Here is a 17,793-nt window from a genome sequence, read left to right as displayed (position 1 = left end):
CTCACCACAATGACGCTTGCTGCAGAGAACTTCCTGCTTCCGAATGGAACGTTCTTCGTTGTCCTGCTCATCTTCGTGATTTTGCTGCTGGTCATCCGCAAGTTCGTGGTTCCGCCGATTCAGCAGGTCCTCGAGGAGCGGGACGAGATGATCCACCGCACCGCGGAGGACAATCGGACTGCCGCCGCCGAATTCGAGGATGCGGACGTGCAGTTCCGTTCGCTCCTCAAGGAAGCGCGCGGTGAGGCCACCGCCAAGCGCGACGAAGCTCGCGCACAGGGCCGTGAACAGCTGAACGAGATGAAGCAGCGAGCGACCGCCGAGGCCGACGCTGCCCTGCAGTCGACCAGCTCCGAGCTGGCGGCTCAGGGTGAGCAGGCGGCATCGACGGCTGCAGCTGATGTGGACACACTCGCCAAGACCCTCGCGGCGCGTGTGCTCGGTGTCGACTCGGCCACTCTTTCCGACACCCGATCGACGAGCGGAGCGGTGAACTGATGGCTGCCAACACTGAGACCGAATCCGACCAGGGCCCCATCGGCACCTGGCTCCACGACATCGGTGCTGCGTTCGACCCTGCGATCTTCATCGCTCAGCTCTTCGGCTTCGCGGTCATCATCTTCCTGCTGTGGAAGTACGTCCGCCCGCCGGTGCAGAAGATGATGCGTGATCGTCAGGAGACGGTGCGCACCCAACTCGCCGAGGCCGAAGCCGCCAAGAAGCGGGTCGCCGAAGGCCAGAAGGCCCGTGAAAAGGCCGTCGCCGAGGCCAAGGCCGAGGCAGAGCAGATGAAGAAGGACGCCGCGGCAGACGCCGAGGCGATCACCTCCGACATCCGCGCCCAGGCCGATCACGAGGTCAAGCGCATCTCCGAGCACGGCCGCAACCAGGTCGCGCTGGTGCGGGCGAACCTGGTCCGTCAGCTTCGTACCGACCTCGGCCTCGCCGCGGTCGACAAGGCCGGCGAACTCGTGCGCAACCACCTCGCCGACGACTCGGCCCAGGCCGCCAGCGTCGACCGGGTCATTGACGAGCTCGAGGAGATGTCGTCGGGATCGTCGTCGGCCATTCCGTCGAGCGCCAAGCTCGTCGGTCTGCACGCCATGCGTGCCGCGAGCCGCGACGCCGCTCTCGCCGTGTCGGACAAGTTCGACTCGGCTGCGGGCGACCTCGACGGTGCGGCTCTCTCCGCGGCGTCGGGTGACCTGACCGCGGCCATCAACTTCCTCGGCGAGAACCCGGTGCTGCGCAAGCGCCTGGTCGAGGACGACGAGAACGCCGCCGGCAAGAACTCGCTGGTGCACACCCTGTTCGACGGCAAGGTGGCCCCGGTGGTCGTGGAGGTCCTCGCGACCGCCTCGACTCAGCGCTGGTCGTCGTCGGGCGACTTCATCGCCGCCCTGCGTCGTCAGAACTCGCTGATCGTGCTGACCGCCGCCGAGCGTGACGGGGTCATCGAGCAGGTCGAGGACGAGCTGTTCCGCGTCAGCCGGATCCTGGAGGCCAACCCGCAGCTCGCGTCGCTGCTCTCCGATCACAGCAAGGACGCCGACAAGCGCGTCGACCTCCTGCAGAAGCTGGTGGGGGACAAGGTCAGTGGCCACACCTGGACGCTGCTGTCCTCGACCGTCCGCCTGCTGAACGGTCAGGCCGCCGATGTCGCCGTCGATCAGCTCGCCGAGCTGGCCGCCGCCCGACGCGGCGAATCGGTCGCCCACGTCGTGTCGGCCTCCAAGCTGGCCGATGCACAGGTCGAGCGCCTCGCGACCGTCCTCGGCGGGATCTACGGCCGCACCATCTCGGTGCAGACCGAGGTCCAGCCCGAACTGCTGGGCGGCCTGCGGATCAGCGTCGGCGACGAGGTCATCGACGCCGATGTCGCCACGCGCCTCGCGAAGGCAGCCGAGACCCTGCCGCGCTGACGCAGCTCGACCCCTGACCACCTGAACACCCCAAGCCCGAGCCCTAAAGCCTCAGAGCTAATCAAGGAAAGACGAGAACCCATGGCGGAGTTGACGATCTCACCAGACGAGATTAAGGGAGCGATCGAGCAGTACGTCTCGTCGTTCGAAGCCGAAGCGTCGCGTGACGAGGTCGGCATCATCACCGATACGTCGGACGGTATCGCTCACGTCAGCGGACTGCCCAGCGCAATGGCCAACGAGCTCCTCGAGTTCCCCGGCGGCGTCCTCGGCGTCGCGCTGAACCTCGACGAGGACGAGATCGGCGCCGTCATCCTGGGTGACTACGAGTCCCTGGAAGAAGGCCAGCAGGTCAGCCGTACCGGCAACGTGCTCTCCGTGCCCGTCGGCGACGCCTTCCTCGGCCGCGTGGTCGATCCCCTCGGCGCCCCGATCGACGGTCAGGGCGACATCGAAGCCGAAGAGCAGCGCGTCCTGGAGCTGCAGGCCGCGTCGGTGCTCGAGCGCCAGCCCGTCGAGGAGTCCCTCGCCACCGGCATCAAGGCCATCGACGCCATGACCGCCATCGGCCGCGGACAGCGTCAGCTCGTCATCGGCGACCGCAAGACCGGCAAGACCGCCGTCTGCATCGACGCCATCCTGAACCAGAAGGCGAACTGGGAGACCGGCGACCCCACCAAGCAGGTCCGCTGCATCTACGTCGCGATCGGTCAGAAGGGTTCGACCATCGCCGGCGTCAAGTCCGCTCTCGAAGAGGCCGGCGCGATGGAGTACACCACCATCGTCGCCGCCCCGGCTTCTGACTCGGCCGGCTTCAAGTGGCTCGCCCCCTACACCGGTTCGGCCATCGGCCAGCACTGGATGTACCAGGGCAAGCACGTCCTCATCGTGTTCGACGACCTGACCAAGCAGGCCGAGGCCTACCGCGCCATCTCGCTGCTGCTGCGTCGTCCGCCGGGCCGCGAGGCATACCCCGGTGACGTCTTCTACTTGCACTCGCGCCTCCTGGAGCGTTGTGCAAAGCTCTCCGACGAGCTCGGCGGTGGTTCGATGACCGGTCTGCCGATCATCGAGACCAAGGCCAACGACGTCTCGGCGTTCATCCCGACCAACGTCATCTCGATCACCGACGGCCAGGTCTTCCTCGAGTCGGACCTCTTCAACAAGGGTGTCCGCCCGGCCATCAACGTCGGTACCTCGGTGTCCCGCGTCGGTGGTGCCGCACAGACCAAGGGCCTCAAGAAGGTCTCGGGTTCGCTGCGTCTGGAGCTGGCCCAGTTCCGCGAGCTGGAAGCCTTCTCGGCCTTCGCCTCCGACCTCGACGATGCGTCGAAGGCGCAGCTCGAGCGCGGCGCACGCTGGGTCGAGATGCTCAAGCAGGACCAGTACAGCCCGTTCTCGGTCGAGGACCAGATCGTCTCGATCTACCTCTGCGGTGAGGGCCACTACGACTCGGTCCCGGTCGACGACGTGCGCAACTTCGAGACCCAGCTGCTGAGCCACCTGCACCACAACGCGAAGGGTGTCTACGACTCGATCGCCGGCGGCAAGGCGCTCGCCGACGACCAGGCCGAGGCCCTCGTCGCCGAGACCAACAAGTTCAAGAACGGCTACCTCACCCACGACGGCCGTCGCGTGGTCAACGAGGCCGAGGCGCAGGCAATGGATGCCGAGAACGTCGAGAACGAAGAGATCAAGATCCGCAAGTGATCTCAGACGTCAACGGACATTGCGATAAGGAAGGGGTGAGGGCTCATGGCCAGCATTCGTGAGCTGCGCTCACGCATCCGGTCGGTCCAGTCGACCAAGAAGATCACCAAGGCTCAGGAGCTGATCGCGACCTCGCGTATCACGAAGGCCCAGGGTCGCGTCGCGGCGGCGAAGCCGTACTCGGAAGAGATGACGACGGTGCTCTCCGAGCTCGCGAGCAACTCGGGCTACCTGGACAACCCGCTGCTGAACGAGCGCGAGAATCCCAAGCGCGCGGCGATCCTGGTGGTCACCAGCGACCGCGGCATGTGCGGTGGCTACAACGCCAACGTGCTCAAGGCGACCCGTGAACTCATCGCGCTGCTGCGCGAGGAGGGCAAGGAACCCGTGCTCTTCGTGATGGGTCGAAAGGGTGTGGGGTTCTTCAACTTCCGCGGCCTGACCGTCTCGGACTCGTGGACGGGCTTCTCGGAGGCGCCGAAGTACATGGACGCCGCCGAGCCGACACAGTTCCTGGTGGATCTGTTCGTGGCCGGGTCGGGCACCGACGTCGAGCGTCCGGGTGGCGACGGCGTCCTCGAGGGCGTCGACGAACTGCACCTGGTCTACACCCGGTTCCAGTCGATGCTGTCGCAGGTACCGGAGGTCCGCCGGGTGGCGCCGCTGGTCGTGTCCGAGGACGACGAGTCGTCCGACGACACCCCGTCTCGGAACTACACGTTCGAGCCGGGTGCGGATGCCCTGCTCGACGCGCTGCTGCCGAAGTACGTGGCAACGCGGGTGTACGCGGCACTGCTGGATTCGGCCGCATCGGAGTCGGCGGCTCGACGCACCGCCATGAAGGCGGCGACCGACAACGCCGAGGAATTGGCCAAGACGTATTCACGCGAGGCCAACCAGCTCCGCCAGGCCCAGATCACCCAGGAAATCAGCGAGATCGTCGGTGGTTCGAGCGCACTGGCCAACTAGCCGCAGCGCCCCCGAGTCCTGACGACGAGAACCAATACTTCGATCAAGAGGAAGTGACCCAAGCACCATGACCGCAGCAGTAGAAACCCCCTCCGCGCAGTCGGCGGGTTCCGCCGACGGGCGGGTCGTCCGCATCATCGGCCCCGTGGTCGACGTCGAGTTCCCCCGGGGCTCGATCCCTGAGCTGTTCAACGCCCTGCACGCCGAGGTCACCCTCTCCTCGGTTGCCAAGACCCTGACCCTCGAGGTCGCGCAGCACCTCGGTGACAACCTGGTGCGCACCATCTCGATGCAGCCCACCGACGGCCTCGTCCGCGGTGCGTCGGTCTCCGACACCGGCAAGTCGATCGTCGTGCCGGTCGGCGACGTCGTGAAGGGCCACGTCTTCAACGCCCTCGGCGACTGCCTCGACAGCCCCGGCCTGGGTCGCGACGGCGAGCAGTGGAGCATCCACCGCAAGCCCCCGGCCTTCGACGAGCTCGAGGGCAAGACCGAGATCCTCGAGACCGGCATCAAGGTCATCGACCTGCTGACCCCGTACGTCAAGGGCGGCAAGATCGGTCTGTTCGGTGGTGCGGGCGTCGGCAAGACCGTCCTCATCCAGGAGATGATCACGCGTATCGCGCGCGAGTTCTCCGGCACCTCGGTGTTCGCCGGTGTCGGCGAGCGCACCCGTGAGGGCACCGACCTCCACCTCGAGATGGAGGAGATGGGCGTTCTCCAGGACACCGCCTTGGTGTTCGGTCAGATGGACGAGCCGCCGGGCACGCGTATGCGCGTGGCTCTGTCGGCGCTGACCATGGCGGAGTACTTCCGCGATGTGAAGCACCAGGACGTGCTGCTGTTCATCGACAACATCTTCCGCTTCACGCAGGCCGGCTCGGAGGTCTCGACCCTCCTCGGCCGTATGCCGTCCGCGGTGGGCTACCAGCCGACCCTGGCCGACGAGATGGGCGAGCTCCAGGAGCGCATCACCTCGACCAAGGGCCGCTCGATCACCTCGCTGCAGGCGATCTACGTCCCCGCCGACGACTACACCGACCCGGCGCCGGCGACCACCTTCGCGCACCTCGATGCGACCACCGAGCTCTCGCGTCCGATCTCGCAGCTGGGTATCTACCCCGCCGTGGACCCGCTGACGTCGACCTCGCGCATCCTCGAGGCCTCGATCGTGGGCGACGAGCACTTCCGCGTCGCCAACGAGGTCAAGCGCATCCTGCAGAAGTACAAGGAGCTGCAGGACATCATCGCCATCCTCGGTATGGACGAGCTCTCCGAAGAGGACAAGGTCACGGTGCAGCGTGCTCGCCGTATCCAGAAGTTCCTCGGCCAGAACTTCCTCGTCGCCGAGAAGTTCACCGGTCAGAAGGGCTCGGTCGTCCCGCTCGCGGACACCATCGAGGCATTCGACCGTGTCGCCAAGGGCGAGTTCGACCACCTGCCCGAGCAGGCGTTCAACAGCTGCGGTGGACTCGACGACGTGGAGGCCGCCGCCGCCAAGATCGCCGGAAAGTAGCGGTAATCCATGGCTGAGAAGTCCTTCCACGTGGAGGTTGTCTCCGCGGATTCGAGCCTGTACTCGGGCGAGGCCACGTTCCTGATCGCGCAGACCACGGTCGGCGAGCTGGGCATCCTGGCCAACCACGAGCCGCTCCTGGGCCAGCTGGTCCCGGGTGGTTTCGTGGTGATCGTCGAGGAGAACGGCAATCGCCGCGCGGCCGCGGTCGAAGGCGGATTCCTGTCCGTCACCGGCGAGGCCGTCACGGTGCTCGCGGAGTCGGCCGACTGGGCCGACGACGTCGACATCAACGCGGAGAAGACCGCACTCGAGCAGGCTGAGCCGGACTCCCCGGAGTATCACCGTGCTCACGCGCGTTTGACTGCGGCACAGCACCTTTCGAAGTAACACCCTCGCTCGCGCGACGGTCGCCTCGGCCGGTCATCGGACTCACGTCCGGTGACCGGCCGAGGTCGTTTCGCGTCCGATGTGCGTGATCTGGCATGCTGGATCCACAGCCCTTGTCCCGCTTGCCGGTCATGCCGTCCATCCTCGATCAGGATTTCGACGGCGGATCGGACGTATGCGGTGATTGCACAGAGGAGTAGGTGATGACGCTGCTGGTCGTGTTGCTCAGTGTGCTGCTGGCGGTTGCCGTCATCGTCTGTGTGTTGCTGGCGGTGCGTCTGGCCCAGCTCCGACGCGTGGGCACCCCGATCCTGCTGCGCACCATCCCGGCGGAGGTCGATCACGGCTGGCGACACGGCACGGTGCACTACAGCGACAATTCACTGCGCTACTACCGGCTGGCATCGCTGCGTCCGGGCCCGAACGTCACTTTCGCCCGTCAGGGCATCGAGATCGCCGGCCGTCGCCGTCCCGAGGGCACCGAGACGGAGATCCTCGAGGGCATGCTGATCCTCCAGGTACAGACCACCGGCAAGACCCCCACCATCGGCAAGGGTTCCGATGGTGCGGGCACCGACGGCAAGGTCAAGGACGGCTACGAGCTCGCCATGGGCCCGGGCGCGGTCACCGCGTTCCAGTCCTGGCTGGAGTCGCGGCAGTCCGCACGGTCACAGCGGCGTAAGAGCGCCTGATCCCGCCGGTCGGCGGGATCGCGCCGGTATTCGCGTCTTTCGGCGCCCAGTTCTCAGCTGTCGGATGATTCCGGACGTTGCCGGTTGCCGCCCGGAACCCACTTCACGTCGCCGAGCGTGCCGTCGGGTGCCCGGTTGGCCACCCGCGACAGGATGAACAACAGGTCCGACAGTCGGTTGAGGTACTTCGCCGGCAACACGCTGGTGGTGTCCGGGTGTGCCGCCACCGCGGCCCAGGCCGAACGCTCCGCACGACGGGTCACGGTGCGCGCCTGGTGCAGGAGGGCCGCCAACGGGGTGCCGCCGGGGAGGATGAACGAGTCCAGCGGCGGCAGATCGGCGCCGAAGTCGTCACACCAGCCCTCGAGGGCGTCGATGTACTCCTGGGCGATCCGCAGCGGCGGGTACTTCGGGTTCTCCACGATGGGCGACGACAGGTCGGCGCCGGCGTCGAACAGGTCGTTCTGCACCGTGGACAGCACCGCGGCGATGTCGGCGGGTACGTCACCGCCGAGAGCCAGTGCCGCGCCGATCGCGGCGTTCGCTTCGTCACAGTCGGCATAGGCGACCACGCGCGGATCCGTCTTGGGGACGCGCGAGAAGTCGCTCAAACCGGTCGAACCGTCGTCGCCGGTGCGGGTGTAGATCCTCGTCAGATGAACGGCCATGCGTTGAATGTACTGCGTGCGATGAGTGCCGGACGGCGGCGGATAAGGTGGCATGCGTGAGCGATCGGTTTCTGGTGACGGGCGGGGCACGTCTGTCCGGTGAGGTGTCGGTGGGTGGCGCCAAGAACAGCGTGCTGAAGCTGATGGCGGCGGCATTGCTGGCCGAGGGGACGACGGTGCTGACGAACGCACCGGAGATCGCCGACGTGCCGCTGATGGCCGACGTCCTGCGAGGTCTCGGTGCTGTCGTCGAGATGGACGGCGACACCGTGTCGATCACGTCCCCGGCCGAACCGAAGTTCCACGCCGATTTCGCAGCTGTTCGGCAGTTCCGTGCCTCGGTGTGCGTCCTCGGTCCGCTGATGGCCCGGTGCCATCGAGCCGTCGTGGCGCTTCCGGGTGGTGACGCGATCGGGTCGCGGCCCCTCGACATGCATCAGGCGGGTCTGCGCGCCCTCGGTGCGACCAGCTCCATCGAGCACGGTTGCGTGGTCGCCGAGGCCGACGCGCTCGTCGGCGCGCCCATCGCGCTCGAGTTCCCGTCGGTGGGTGCCACCGAGAACATCCTGATGGCCGCGGTGCTCGCCGAGGGCCAGACGACCATCGACAACGCCGCCCGCGAGCCCGAGATCGTCGACCTCTGCGTGATGTTGCAGCAGATGGGTGCGCAGATCGAGGGCGCCGGTACGTCGACGCTGACCGTGAACGGCGTCGACCGCCTGCATCCCACGACCCACCGCGTGGTGGGGGACCGCATCGTCGGCGCCACCTGGGGCATCGCCGCCGCGATGACGCGCGGCGACGTGACCGTCCGCGGTGTTCTGCCCGAACACCTGCAGCTCGTACTCAACAAGCTCGTCGACACCGGTGCCCGCGTCGACACCTTCGACGACGGGTTCCGGGTGCGTCACGACAGTCGGCCGGTCGCGGTCAACGTCTCGACGCTGCCGTTCCCCGGTTTCCCCACCGACCTTCAGCCGATGGCCATCGGCCTCGCCGCCATCTCCGAGGGCATGTCCGTCATCACCGAGAACGTCTTCGAGGCGAGGTTCCGCTTCGTCGAGGAGATGGTGCGCCTCGGGGCAGACGCACGCACCGACGGACACCATGCGGTGATCCGCGGCATCGAGAAGCTCTCGAGCGCACCCGTCTGGTGTTCGGACATCCGCGCCGGCGCCGGCCTGGTCCTCGCGGGCCTCGTCGCCGACGGCGTGACCGAGGTGCACGACGTCGAACACATCGACCGCGGTTACCCGCACTTCGTGGAGATCCTCCGCAGCCTCGGCGGCGAGATCGAGCGCGTCTCCGACTGATTCGCGTGTGCCGACCTGTCCGATCGGACAGGTGGTACCCCCGTCCCGTTGGACCGACCCTGCCCGCCAAGGGTCAGGACCCCTTGTGGCCGTTGTGATCTGAGCGACATTCTCGTTGTGACAGACCCAACCGTCACAAGGAGTTCACCCCCATGGCCATTGAGCTGAACCAGATCTGGGACTTCCCGATCAAGGAGTTCCACCCGTTCCCGAAGGCGAAGCTGGGCGTCGGTGCGCACGACATGCTCGGTGTCGAGGCCAAGGAACTGGGCATGACCCGTGCCCTGCTGATGACCACCGGTCTCCGTGGTTCGGGCATCATCGAGGAACTGATCGGCAAGATCGAGTACCAGGGTGTCGACGTGGTCCTCTTCGACCAGGTGGAGTCCAATCCCAAGGACTACAACGTCATGGACGCCGCCGCGCTGTACCAGTCGGAGAAGTGCGACGGCATCATCTCGGTCGGCGGTGGTTCCAGCCACGACGCCGCCAAGGGCGCCCGCATGGTGATCGCGCACGACGGCCGAAACATCAACGAGTTCGAGGGCTTCTCCAAGGCCACCAACAAGGAGAACCCGAAGCACATCGCGGTCTCGACCACCGCGGGCACCGGCTCGGAGACCTCCTGGGCGTATGTCATCACCGACACCTCGGACATGAACAACCCGCACAAGTGGGTCGCGTTCGACGACACCTGTCTCGTCGATCTCGCGATGGACGACCCGCTGCTGTACTACCCCTGTCCGGAGCATTTCACCGCGTTCTGTGGCTTCGACGTCCTCGCCCACGCCAGTGAACCGTACGTCTCGCGACTGGACTTCGCGCCGTCGCTCGGCAACGCGAAGTACGCGATCGAACTGATCGCCAAGCACCTTCGGACCGCCGTCTACGATCCGCGCAACCTCGAGGCGCGCACGGGAATGATGCACGCGCAGTACATCTCGGCGCAGGCGTTCAACTCCGGCGGTCTCGGCCTGGTGCACAGCCTGTCCCACGCGGTGAGCGCCTTCTACGACAGCCACCACGGTCTCAACAACGCCATCGCGCTGCCCCGCGTGTGGGAGTACAACCTGCCCTCCCGCTTCGAGCGTTATGCAGAGATCGCCGCGCTGCTCGGCGTCGACACCTCGAAGATGACCACCGTCCAGGCCGCCGACGCCGCGGTCGAGGAGGCCATCCGCCTGTCGAAGGACCTCGGTATCCCCGACAACTTCGGACAGCTGTCGACCAACAGCTACGAGAAGAACCGGATGAACACCGGTAAGTACGAGGGCCGCGGCGAGGGTATCGACACCTCGGAGAAGCAGATCCGCGCCATCGCCGAGCACATGATGGGCGACTGGTGCACCCCGGGCAACCCCCGCGAGAGCACCGTCGAATCGCTGATCCCCATGGTCACGCACGCCTTCACCGGCAGCTACTGATCATGCCCCCGGGCGTCGACCCCCCACGACGCCCGTGGCGGAGTCGTGCCCCGGGAGGGGAGATCCCTCCCGGGGCATGAGGTCCGTCCCACCCCACCGATCCGACGAAGGAAGGTCTGGCGACCCGATGACGCACACCTCCACCGGTCTGGCCCGCCTGGCGGACGCCGACGAGACCGCTCGTTTCGCCTCCGCAGAGGAACTGACCGCCGCCCTGGGCGAGCAGGGATACCTGATCGGACCCGAGCTGGCGGTCGTCGTGCACCTGGCGATGCTGCTCGACCGCCCGCTGCTCCTGGAGGGGCCGGCCGGCGTCGGCAAGACCGAACTGGCCAAGGCGCTGGCCGCGGCGTCGGGGCGCGAACTCATCCGCCTGCAGTGTTACGAGGGACTCGACGACTCGCGTGCCCTCTACGAGTGGGACTACGCCCGCCAGCTGCTGCACGTGCAGATGCTGCGCGATCGCATCAGCGCCGAACTGGCCGCGGAGACAAGCCTTTCGGCGGCTTCGGCGGCCTTGGCGCGTACCGAGGTCGGCGTGTACACCGAGGACTTCCTGGTGGCCCGGCCGCTGCTGGCCGCGATCACCTCGACCACCCCCACCGTGCTCCTCGTCGACGAGATCGATCGCACCGACGAGGCGATGGAGGCGGTCATGCTCGAGGTGCTCGCCGAACGCCAGGTGTCGGTGCCCGAACTCGGCACGTTCACCGCGCGGTCGTCGCCCTGGGTGATCCTGACCTCCAACGACACCCGGGAACTCTCGCCGGCCCTCAAGCGCAGGTGCCTGCACTTCCAGGTCGACTATCCGGACCCGGAGACCGAGCGCGCCATAGTCGCGGTGCGCGCGCCCGACATCGAGGACGAGGTCATCGGCGAGGTCGTCGACCTCGCCCGCCGACTCCGCGACCTGCCGCTGCGCAAGAGCCCCTCGATCGCCGAGGTCATCGACGCCGCCCGGGCGGCCTCATACCTCAAGACCACCGGACCCCGCCCGGAGGTCGGTTCCGGTCCCGCTCCGGCCGACGCCGCGTTGCTGTCGTTGCTGGTCAAGTTCGGCACCGACCTCGACCTCGCTCGTCGCGTGCTGTCGCCGGCCGCCGCCGACACGCCCGTCGCGGAGGTCGGGGTCGACGGCACGACGCCGCGGGGCTCGGTCACGGCGCGGGCGTTCGGTGCGGGCCGGGCCCGCAGCGCCGGGGTCCACGCGGGCCGATGACCGTGCTCACGCCGCCGAAGGAGAACGTCCGCCGCGCCGAGATCCTCGACCTGCTCGCGGTCCTGTTCGGGCAGGCGCTGCGCGGTGCCGGGGTCGCGGCGTCGCCCGCGGAGGTGATCGAGATCCGCCGGACGCTGGCCATCGTCGGGGGCGGCGATCTCGGCGTGCTGCGCGCGGCCCTGCGTAGCGTCTCGGTCAAATACGGTTACGAGACCGAGGGTTTCGAGCACGCCTTCGACGTCTTCTTCCTCGACGCCGACCCCGGTTCCGGTCGGGAGGCGGATCTGCCCAGGCCACGGGGTGCCGCCGCGGACCTCCCCGACGACGTCGTCTGGGACGAGGAGTTCGAAGGGGCGGCCCGTCGCATCGGCGCCGACGAACACACCGAGGAGATCGGCGACCTGATGGCGCCCGATCCCGACGCGGGTGAGCGTCATGGCGAGAGCGCCCATCGCGAGGAGAACGACTTCACCGTCTCCGCCGGCGCCGAGCAGCTCGGCGTCGACCCGGACAGCGGTTCGGTGAGCGGGGGAGTGACCTACACCGTCGAGATCGATTCCGCCGATTCGGCAACCGTGGGTGAACTGACCGGTGCCGCCGCCCGGGTGGAGTCCACGCCGCTGGGTCTGACCGGCGCCGCCGCGATCCTGGCGGCGCTCGACGCCTACGACCCGCGCAGCGCCTACGGCGCCGACGGGAACGCCGACCTCGACGACGCGCGTCGCGTCGAACTCGAACGGGCGCTCGCGGCCTTCGTCGACGCGTTCACCGAACGCCTCGAGGCGGCCGGGATCGCCATGGGCGACGCACTCGGACAGTCCGCGCCCGCGCGCACCGAGCAGGCGGACATCGACCGCGCGTGCCACCGGCTGGTCCAGCGCATGCGCGGTGCCCCGCGCCGGGTGATCCGTCCCGGAGACCGCGGAACGCTCGACATCCGCGCCACGATGCGCGCCGCGGTGGCGACCGACGGGGTGCCGGCCGAACTGTGGCGCCGGCGTCCGCGGCCCGGCCCGGTGAGACTGCTGGTCCTGGTCGACGTCTCGCTGTCGGTCCGGCCGGTCACCGGCTTCATCCTGCGGCTCGCCCAGACCCTGCACCGATTCGGCGACCGATGCGAGGTCGTCGCCTTCGTCGACCGTCCGGTGCGCGTCACCACGGCGCTCCGGGCCGCGTCCGCCGACGCTGCGCTGGCCGCAGTGCTCGCCGCCGACGGCCTCGACCTGGCCGCGACGAGTGACTATGGGCAGATGTTCGCCGGGTTGCTGGGCGAGTTCGGCGACCTCATCACGCCGCGTACCTCGGTGCTCGTCGTCGGCGACGCACGCAGCAACGGATTCGATGCACGCACCGACCTCGTCGCCGAGATCGGTCGACGTGCGCACCGGCTCGCCTGGGTGACGCCGGAGCCGTCACGGTACTGGTCCCAGACGGGTTGTGCGATGGCCGACTATGCCGAGCACTGCAGCGGGGTGGTCAGCGTGCGGGACGGCGCCGAGATGCTCGCGCGCTGTGATGAACTTGGTGCAGCGCTGAGGTGACGTGAGTAGCGTCGGATGTGCGGGTCGCGGACAGCGAGTCATCGGCCCGTGGTGATCGGAGGACAACGGATGCAGGGTGGCACGCGCCGACGCAGCGCCGGTCATGTCGCCAAGTTCCATGCCCCCGAGATCGTGCTCGGACCGGGCGCTTTCGGTGAGGTGCCGCTCGCCACCTCTGGTCTCGGGATGCGCCGCCCGCTGGTGGTCAGCGACCGCGGTCTGGAAGGCACCCCCTGGTATGCACAGCTGATGTCGGGGCTGGCCGATGCCGGTCTGCACGCGGCCGCCTTCCTCGACGTCTCGCCCAACCCGCGCGCCGGTGAGGTCACCGCCGCGTTCCTGGCGTACAACTCGCACGACGCGGACGGGCTCGTGGCGCTCGGCGGCGGATCGGTCATCGACGCCGCCAAGGGGGTCGCGGTGCTCGCGTCCAACGGCGGCCACATCCTGGAGTACGAGGGCATCGATCGCGCCCACCGGCCCCTGCCGCCGCTCGTCGCGGTGCCCACCACTGCCGGCAGCGGCGCCGACGTCTCGCAGTTCTGCATCATCAACGACGCGCAGCGCCGCACCAAGGTCACCATCATCGGCCGCTCGCTGGTGCCGGACCTGTCGGTGAGCGATCCGAAACTGCTCACCACGGTGCCGGCCGAGGTCACCGCCCAGGTCGGCATGGACGTCCTGACGCACTGCGTCGAGGCGTATGTCTCGCTCGCGCACGGACGGATGACCGATTCGCTTGCGCTGGAATCGATCCGGGGAGTCTGGACCCACCTCGAGCGGCTCGTCGACGATCCGCTGGACAAGGTCGCGGCCGAGGAGATGTCGCTGGCGTCGCTGCGGGCCGGGATGGCGTTCACCAATGCGATCCTCGGCGCGACGCATGCGATGAGTCACCCGGTCGGCGGGCACTGCGACGCACCCCATGGAGCGATCAACGCGGTGCTGTTGCCGCACGTCATCCGCTACAACGCGGAGGTGTGCGCCGACGGCTTCGTCGACCTCGCCGGGGCGATCGGCCTGTCCACCGACGGGAACGCACGCATGGTCGCTGACCGTCTCGCCGACGCGGTCGGGGGACTGGGAGCCCGGGTCGGGATGCCGGAGTCGTTGACGCCGTTGGGGGTTCGCGCCGAAGACCTCGACCGACTCACCACGCACGCCCTCGCGGACTCGTGCATGACCACCAACCCGCGCCGACCGCAGGCGGCCGGGATTCGCGATCTGTATGCGGAGGCCCTGTGATGGCCGGCGCCGCGCGGCCCGACCCCGAGCGGGAACCCGCCCGTTCCGACCTCGAGAGCCTCGTCGGCCTCCGCAGCGTCAAGGGCAGTCACTATGCCCAGTACCGCGGTGTCGAGGCCCGGCTGAGCCGGGTGGTCGGTGCCCTGGAACGGATCTCGCGGGCGCTGGTGCGCACCGCCGAGGGGCCCGAGGCGCTGGTCATCGCGGTGGTCGAGGCCGCACGCGATCACCTGGGCGCCGAGTGGGTGGTCTTCGGCCTCGCGGACGGTCGGCTCGAGCGGTCCGCGCCGCGTCACCTGATCAGTTCGGGGAGCGGCCGGCTCTACGCCTTCGAGGGTTCGGCGACGGCCTCCCCGCCCGACGGCCTGCCCGACGAGGTGCTGAACCGACTCAACGACATCCTGCGCGGCCACGAGCCGGTGCTGCACGGCCCGATCCTGTCCGAGGATCACGTGCACGTGCCGGTCGAGCTCGACGGCAACGTCGTCGGCGGCCTGTCTGCGTGGACGCCGTCCGACCGGGTCGTCGACCCGACCGACGTCGTGGTCCTGCGCATCCTGGCCAGCCAGGCGATCGTCGCCCTGCTCAACGCCGAGCTCTTCTCCGAAACCCACCGTCACGCTGCGGAACTGGCCGAGCGGAACGACGAGCTCGAACGCACGCAACGTGAACTCTCCGCCGCGATGCGCGCCACGGTCCTCAACGAGGAACGGTCACGGATCGCCCGCGAGCTGCACGATTCGGTGACCCAGTCGGTCCTGTCCGCGGGGGTGCAGATCGAGCTGTGTCGCGACCTCGTCGACGGGGCTGCACTCGAGCGATTGCAGATGGCCGGCCGGCTCACGAAGGAGGCGGTCGAGCAGCTGCGGACGTTCATCTACGCACTCAACAACGCCGCGAGCGTGCCGTCGCCGAGCGTCCACGAGGTCCTGACCGAACTGTGCTCGCTGCACATGCCGCCGGATCTGACGACCGCGGTCCGCATCCGGGGCCGCTCCCGCGACCTCACCGACGACGTCCAGCACGCGCTGCTCCGGATCGCCGGGGAAGCGCTGTTCAACGCTGCGATCCACGCACGCGCGACAGAGGTCACCGTGACTCTCACCTATGCGCCGGACCAGGTGTCGCTGTCCGTCGACGACGACGGGGTCGGCGACCCCGAACACCTCCGGCGTGTGCTGCGGACCGCTTCGCTCGGCGACCTCGCGGCGGGACGTCATCGCGGTCTGGCGAACATGGCCTCGAGGGCGACCGAACTCGACGGCGAGGTTCGAATCCGCCGGTCGCGGGCCGGAGGCATCCGGCTGACCGCGATCCTGCCGACCGCATCCGATCCCGGAACGACGACCAGGGAGTTCTCGTGAGCACCGACAAGACGGCCGGGGACGCGCCCAGCCGGGGCAAGCACGTCAGGCCCATCCGGACACTGCTGGTCGACGATCATGCGCTGCTCCGGGAGGGGATGCGCTCACTCCTGGAGCGGGAGGAGGTCGTCGAGGTGGTCGGGGAGGCCGGCTCGCACGACGCCGCGCTCGCCGAGGTCAACGCATGCCGACCGGACGTCGTGGTCGTGGACCTCAAGCTGTCCGCGGGTACCGAGTACGAGGGGCTGCGCCTGATCAAGGACATCGCCCAGCGCCACCCGGAGGTCGCGGCACTCGTGCTCACCACGTTCCTCGACGACGACCTGGTCGTTCGCGCGGTGCGCGCCGGAGCCCGGGGGTACGTCGTGAAGGACGTCGACACGACCGAACTCGTGCGTGCGATCCAGGCGGTGTCCACCGGCGGCAGCGCGTTCGACCCGCGCAGCGCCGCGGTGGTGTTGCGAACGGTGTCGGGGGAGGCGGAGGCCACCGAGACACTCAGCGACCGCGAGCGCGAGGTCTTACGATTGCTGGCGGATGGCATGTCCAACAAGCGGATCGGGGAGACGCTCTACATCTCCGAATCGACCGTGAAGTTCCACATCCGCAACATCATCCGCAAGCTCGGTGTCAGCAAGCGCACCGATGCGGTGTACATCGCGAGCAAGCGCGGCCTCATCTGACCGGTGGTCCTACGGGGTGAGGACCAGCCAGCCGCCGTGGTCGACGAACACCTCGGCTCCGGAGTGCCCGACGCCGCTCGCCCAGGTGTGCAGGTCCTCCTCGGTGAGCCGGAGACGATGTCCGAAGTGCGGACTGGGCTCCTCCTCGAACGGGACCGCGACGACCACACGTCGCCTCGCCACCCGAAGGGCCTCCGACAGCGCCGCCTCCACACCGGCCGCGTCGAGATGCTCGAGCAGGTGGATGAGCGAGACCGTGTCCACGGAGTCGTCGTCATAGGGGAGGGCGGTCGCGTCGCCGACGGTCGCGTCGACCGGCAGTCCGAGTCGACGCGAAGCGCACGAGAGCAGGGAGACGGCGCCCGGCGAGATGTCGCAGGCCGACACCTCGAACCCGTCCATCGCGCACGCCAGGGCCAGGAATCCGAAGCACGAACCGACCTCGAGCACCGACGAACCGGTGACGAGCGAACGTGCGCGCCGGTGAACCGGCGCGAATGCCGAAGCCCCGCAGCGGAGTTCACGGATCGAGTTGTCGTAGAACGCCGACCACGCATCGGCGGACGTGCCCGCCGAGGTCCGGATGATCCCCACCGCAGCGGATTCGAACTGTTCCTGTCCCGACAGGACACCAGCGTCGACCAATGACACCAGGCCGTCGACGACCACCGAGTCGGAGATCGTCCCCTCGTCGAAGGGATGCGCGATCTGGAGGATGCCGGCCACCCGACGCCACGACAGAAGACCGCAGCGCGTGAAACCCCTGGGAACAAGGGCAGATCGGAGAATCCGCGGCTCGCGTTCGCGTACGGCAGATGAGTCGAGAAGCGCAGCCCGGACGGTCGTCGACTGATCGGTGATGGTCATGAATCGACCGTAGAAACATCCTGACCTGCGCATAACTGACCTAGCGGGGGCAGGTACCTGTCCGAAAGGATGGTTCTGCGGTGCACGTCACATCCGCCGGTTCGTCGAGAATGGACGCACGACAGACGGTTTCGGCGCCAGCCGGCAGTCCGTGACCTGCAACGACGGTCCACGCGTCGGGTGGCCACCTGGCGATTTGACCCTGGCGAAACGGTTGCGTAACTTTCTTCGAGTCAGCGCGCCACGGCGCCGCCCCGGAAGACCTGAGAG

The 17,793-nt window shown here is 68.1% G+C and carries 16 protein-coding genes; 14 read left to right on the top strand and 2 right to left on the bottom strand.

The genetic code is table 11. The annotated features are described in order from the left end of the window. The first annotated feature begins 9 nt into the window (after positions 1-9). The 7 genes from OK17_RS17270 to OK17_RS17240 all read left to right on the top strand — a co-directional run bounded on the left by OK17_RS17270 (position 10) and on the right by OK17_RS17240 (position 7,199). A complete protein-coding gene (locus OK17_RS17270) occupies positions 10-498 on the top strand; it encodes a F0F1 ATP synthase subunit B (RefSeq protein ID WP_005196345.1) in 489 nt (162 codons plus the stop codon). Next, positions 498-1,922: a F0F1 ATP synthase subunit B/delta gene (locus OK17_RS17265; protein ID WP_232718962.1), complete on the top strand. Its 1,425-nt coding sequence runs from the start codon at positions 498-500 to the stop codon at positions 1,920-1,922. Before OK17_RS17270 ends, OK17_RS17265 begins: the two co-directional genes overlap by 1 nt. Positions 1,923-2,003: 81 nt before the next feature. Beyond that, entirely contained in the window at positions 2,004-3,632 is a 1,629-nt protein-coding gene (atpA, locus tag OK17_RS17260) for a F0F1 ATP synthase subunit alpha (RefSeq protein ID WP_006865802.1), read from the top strand. A gap of 45 nt (positions 3,633-3,677) precedes the next feature. Further along, a complete protein-coding gene (locus OK17_RS17255) occupies positions 3,678-4,601 on the top strand; it encodes a F0F1 ATP synthase subunit gamma (protein ID WP_232718960.1) in 924 nt (307 codons plus the stop codon). A 67-nt stretch (positions 4,602-4,668) separates the two neighbouring features. Continuing rightward, positions 4,669-6,117 (top strand): F0F1 ATP synthase subunit beta, encoded by a 1,449-nt coding sequence (gene atpD, locus OK17_RS17250; RefSeq protein ID WP_006437298.1) that lies wholly within the window; start codon positions 4,669-4,671, stop codon positions 6,115-6,117. Positions 6,118-6,126: 9 nt separating this feature from the next. Continuing rightward, entirely contained in the window at positions 6,127-6,507 is a 381-nt protein-coding gene (locus OK17_RS17245; RefSeq protein WP_005194830.1) for a F0F1 ATP synthase subunit epsilon, read from the top strand. A 203-nt stretch (positions 6,508-6,710) separates the two neighbouring features. Further along, positions 6,711-7,199, top strand: a complete 489-nt coding sequence (locus OK17_RS17240) for a DUF2550 domain-containing protein (protein WP_232718957.1) — start codon at positions 6,711-6,713, stop codon at positions 7,197-7,199. Positions 7,200-7,252: 53 nt separating this feature from the next. Here OK17_RS17240 and OK17_RS17235 read toward each other — a convergent pair whose 3' ends face one another. Further along, the gene (locus OK17_RS17235; protein WP_232718956.1) at positions 7,253-7,867 is read right to left on the bottom strand and encodes a cob(I)yrinic acid a,c-diamide adenosyltransferase; all 615 of its coding nucleotides are present in this window, start codon (positions 7,865-7,867) and stop codon (positions 7,253-7,255) included. 56 nt (positions 7,868-7,923) lie between these two features. On the opposite strand from OK17_RS17235, the gene murA reads away from it, so the two are divergent. The 7 genes from murA (at position 7,924) to OK17_RS17200 (ending at position 16,656) form a co-directional block, all read left to right on the top strand. Next, positions 7,924-9,180, top strand: coding sequence for a UDP-N-acetylglucosamine 1-carboxyvinyltransferase (gene murA / locus OK17_RS17230; RefSeq protein WP_232718954.1), 1,257 nt, complete (start codon positions 7,924-7,926; stop codon positions 9,178-9,180). A gap of 152 nt (positions 9,181-9,332) precedes the next feature. Continuing rightward, positions 9,333-10,604 (top strand): NDMA-dependent methanol dehydrogenase, encoded by a 1,272-nt coding sequence (mdo, locus tag OK17_RS17225; protein WP_006865796.1) that lies wholly within the window; start codon positions 9,333-9,335, stop codon positions 10,602-10,604. Between the two features lie 127 nt (positions 10,605-10,731). Continuing rightward, positions 10,732-11,823, top strand: coding sequence for a MadB family AAA-type ATPase (locus OK17_RS17220; RefSeq protein ID WP_461418171.1), 1,092 nt, complete (start codon positions 10,732-10,734; stop codon positions 11,821-11,823). Further along, positions 11,820-13,364: a MadC family VWA domain-containing protein gene (gene madC, locus OK17_RS17215; RefSeq protein WP_461418170.1), complete on the top strand. Its 1,545-nt coding sequence runs from the start codon at positions 11,820-11,822 to the stop codon at positions 13,362-13,364. Before OK17_RS17220 ends, madC begins: the two co-directional genes overlap by 4 nt. Before the next feature lie 69 nt (positions 13,365-13,433). Beyond that, positions 13,434-14,609, top strand: coding sequence for an iron-containing alcohol dehydrogenase (locus tag OK17_RS17210; RefSeq protein ID WP_461418169.1), 1,176 nt, complete (start codon positions 13,434-13,436; stop codon positions 14,607-14,609). Beyond that, entirely contained in the window at positions 14,609-15,973 is a 1,365-nt protein-coding gene (locus OK17_RS17205) for a MadS family sensor histidine kinase (protein WP_461418168.1), read from the top strand. Before OK17_RS17210 ends, OK17_RS17205 begins: the two co-directional genes overlap by 1 nt. After that, positions 15,970-16,656, top strand: a complete 687-nt coding sequence (locus OK17_RS17200; protein WP_461418167.1) for a MadR family response regulator transcription factor — start codon at positions 15,970-15,972, stop codon at positions 16,654-16,656. The genes OK17_RS17205 and OK17_RS17200 overlap by 4 nt, the downstream gene beginning before the upstream one ends. A 9-nt stretch (positions 16,657-16,665) precedes the next feature. Here the strand turns inward: OK17_RS17200 and mftM are convergent, their stop codons facing one another. Then, a complete protein-coding gene (gene mftM, locus OK17_RS17195; protein ID WP_461418166.1) occupies positions 16,666-17,523 on the bottom strand; it encodes a mycofactocin oligosaccharide methyltransferase MftM in 858 nt (285 codons plus the stop codon). Positions 17,524-17,793: the final 270 nt, after the last annotated feature.

The organism is Gordonia sp. GN26, assembly GCF_054823965.1.
Note: the sequence above shows the minus strand (reverse complement) of the source record. Positions and strands in the feature narration are given on the sequence as shown.